Origin of the sequence: Lactobacillus kefiranofaciens, assembly GCF_900103655.1 — a bacterium.
Lineage (GTDB): Bacteria > Bacillota > Bacilli > Lactobacillales > Lactobacillaceae > Lactobacillus > Lactobacillus kefiranofaciens.
The window spans coordinates 1-2,576 of record NZ_FMXC01000072.1 but is presented as its reverse complement, the minus strand read 5'-3'; the positions used below and the strand labels follow the sequence as shown (position 1 = coordinate 2,576).

Here is a 2,576-nt window from a genome sequence, read left to right as displayed (position 1 = left end):
TGGAAAAACTGTGAACGTGCCCTTAACAGCAGTCTTCAAATGGTTGTATTGGCCTTCCTGAAGATAGTTCTTAAAAGATACTAGACAGGTTCTTACAATCCACTGACCATCAAAAGAGGCACTATCTCTTCATTAACAAACCACGTCATTAGTATGGTTTCTAGAATCGATATTCAACAAAAAGGTTTGGACTTGTTGGTTAAGATTGCCGCGAACATACCGGATGATTGGGAGATTCGCTTAGCTGGTTCAGGTCCAGACGAAAACAAATTGAGAAATTTGATCAGTCAAATGAACGTGAATAATAAGTTGAAACTGACAGGATCGCTAACGGATGAACAGTTGGCAATACATTATCAAACATCCTCGATTTTTATGATGACGTCTCGTTGGGAGGGACTACCACTAGTGATTGGTGAAGCAATGAGTTTCGGATTACCCGTTATATCAATGAATAATACTGGCGCCCAAGAATTTTTAAATGGGGGGAAAATTTGGCATTCTGACACAGGATTATCGTGTGCATGACCTAAACATAAAGCTTGATACCCTCATGTATTCACCATCCATTCGGGACTATTGGGCTAATCAAGCCTTACAACGAAGTCATGATTTCTCACTTTCGGATGTTACTAATCAGTGGCAGCGACTTTTTAAAGAGCTTAGTCTCTAGTGAGAAAAACATTTATAACGTTTTTTGACTAATCTGTAAGGTTTTTATAAGGCTACATATCAAGCATTCAAATGAAGTGGTATTAATGGTCGAATTTTAAAAAACGTATTTTGCACAATTAAAATTGTTTTATGTTATAATAATCATAAGTAATAATTTCGGGCCATGTGGGCAGTTAATCCAATCTAGAGACGCCGTAACACAACAATGGAAAGAAGGAATGTCACATGAAGGGCAAGATTGTTATCGCAACGTTGACAGCATGCCTTTTAATCGGAGGTTGTTCGAAGCTCAGTACCAACTCTAAAACACCATCGACATCCATTAGTTCCGCTACGAAGGTATCTAATTCTGCAAAAGAGAAAATGTCTTCTAGTTCTTCATCTACTGTGGCTAGTTCAATATCATCAAAGAACTCATCAGTAAAAGAGGATACTACAGATTCTCGAATTCAAGAGCTCAATCAGAGGTTGTCTATGGCAATTGGGACTACAAAAAAACCAACTGTTGATGGGTTGAACGAAAATCACAATCGCTTGAATATGCACTATATTAGTAATGCATACGGATATACGGTTTATTATAGTGTTGGAGCTACAGCCAAGAAATTTAATGCCAGCACCTTAGCTAGCGAAACGCCTTATGCAACATTCAATAAAACCGCCTATGTCTCCACAGCGGCTGCAGTGACCGCGGTTAATCACCACGCACAAGAGACTGGGTTACCGGTCATTGATCTTGGGAGTGGTGTTCAGGGGACTATTGATCGAGGAGCTGGACAAGCTTATCTCACATGGCAAGCAGGTCGCTGGTCGGTAACAGTACATGCCTCACCTGTCATGGGCCAAGATCCAGTTGCTATGAGCAAACAACTGGTAGCATTGTTTAACCAGTACTCGCTTCCCATTCCGAGCCAAGTTGGGGCAGGCAACTTTGATGTCACTGATAATGGATTAAACCAAACTATTACTTGGCAAGAAGGTGCCATCTTGTATAAAATATCTGCACGTTCAGCCGAAACTGCCATTAAGATGGCTTCAAGTATGAGTCGTTAGTCGAGTGGCTTGCGTTTAACGAAAGCGGCGATTATTTCAAGGAGGTCATCAAATGAAGAAAGTATATACAACAACCATGATTAACACTGGAGGACGTTCTGGTGAGTCACATAGCCCAAACCACTCTTTCAACGTAAACATTGAAGAACCGGGCAGTAAAACGGAAGGAACCAATCCAGAAGAACTTTTCGCTGCGGGCTATAGTGCTTGCTTTAATAGCGCCTTAGATTATATCAAACGAGCTAAGAATATTCGCTGTAATTCGATCATCAAGGTTAGAGTATCGTTGTATAATCAAAGTAAGGAATAAGTCCCAGATGTTGTTTTAGGAGTAGAAATTGAAGGCTTCATTGCTAATCCCTCCCTTTTCAAAAGTGCAAGATTGTTAGACGAAGCACACCAGGTCTGCCCTTATTCTCGAGCTACAAGAGGTAATATTTCAGTGACGGTGCAAGCCGTTCCTGAAATCTAGATTTCTCCATTGTAATTGATTTTTAGGTAGCGCCATGTTAAGGACATTGGCTTTGCAACAAATGATGTTAAAGCTGAAATAAACATTCGAGATAACCGTGGCAGTTTAGCCCTTAGCTGGGACCTAAAATATGATAGTCAAACAGGAAACAAAAGAGACGAATGAAGATTTCATAAAATCTTTATTCATCTCTTTTTTCTGTTCGCATATCAACTCATGAAAAGCCAAGAAGGATATGGATAGTTTTCTTCACAACAGTGATACCCGTGACGGCAGTGGTCTAAGAACCTGTCTAGTATCTTTTAAGAACTATCTTCAGGAAGGCCAATACAACCATTTGAAGACTGCTGTTAAGGGCACGTTCACAGTTTTTCCA

2 protein-coding genes and 3 pseudogenes are annotated in these 2,576 nt (G+C 40.2%); 4 read left to right on the top strand and 1 reads right to left on the bottom strand.

The genetic code is table 11. The features are described 5' to 3' along the window. The 4 genes and pseudogenes from BLP58_RS12030 to BLP58_RS11610 form a co-directional block, all read left to right on the top strand. Window positions 1-84, top strand: a pseudogene (locus tag BLP58_RS12030) (IS5/IS1182 family transposase); the annotation flags it as partial. Between the two features lie 69 nt (window positions 85-153). After that, window positions 154-528 (top strand): glycosyltransferase, encoded by a 375-nt coding sequence (locus BLP58_RS12550; protein ID WP_013855179.1) that lies wholly within the window; start codon window positions 154-156, stop codon window positions 526-528. 621 nt (window positions 529-1,149) lie between these two features. Further along, entirely contained in the window at window positions 1,150-1,728 is a 579-nt protein-coding gene (locus BLP58_RS11615) for a hypothetical protein (RefSeq protein WP_226908579.1), read from the top strand. Window positions 1,729-1,780: 52 nt separating this feature from the next. Beyond that, window positions 1,781-2,200, top strand: a pseudogene (locus BLP58_RS11610) (Ohr family peroxiredoxin). Window positions 2,201-2,492: 292 nt separating this feature from the next. Here the strand turns inward: BLP58_RS11610 and BLP58_RS12025 are convergent. Then, window positions 2,493-2,576, bottom strand: a pseudogene (locus tag BLP58_RS12025) (IS5/IS1182 family transposase); the annotation flags it as partial.

Excerpts from the sequence above, each read along its gene's own strand:
- BLP58_RS12550 (WP_013855179.1), top strand. The coding sequence starts at position 154 with ATGGTTTCTAGAATCGATATTCAACAAAAAGGTTTGGACTTGTTGGTT.
- BLP58_RS11615 (WP_226908579.1), top strand. The coding sequence starts at position 1,150 with ATGGCAATTGGGACTACAAAAAAACCAACTGTTGATGGGTTGAACGAA.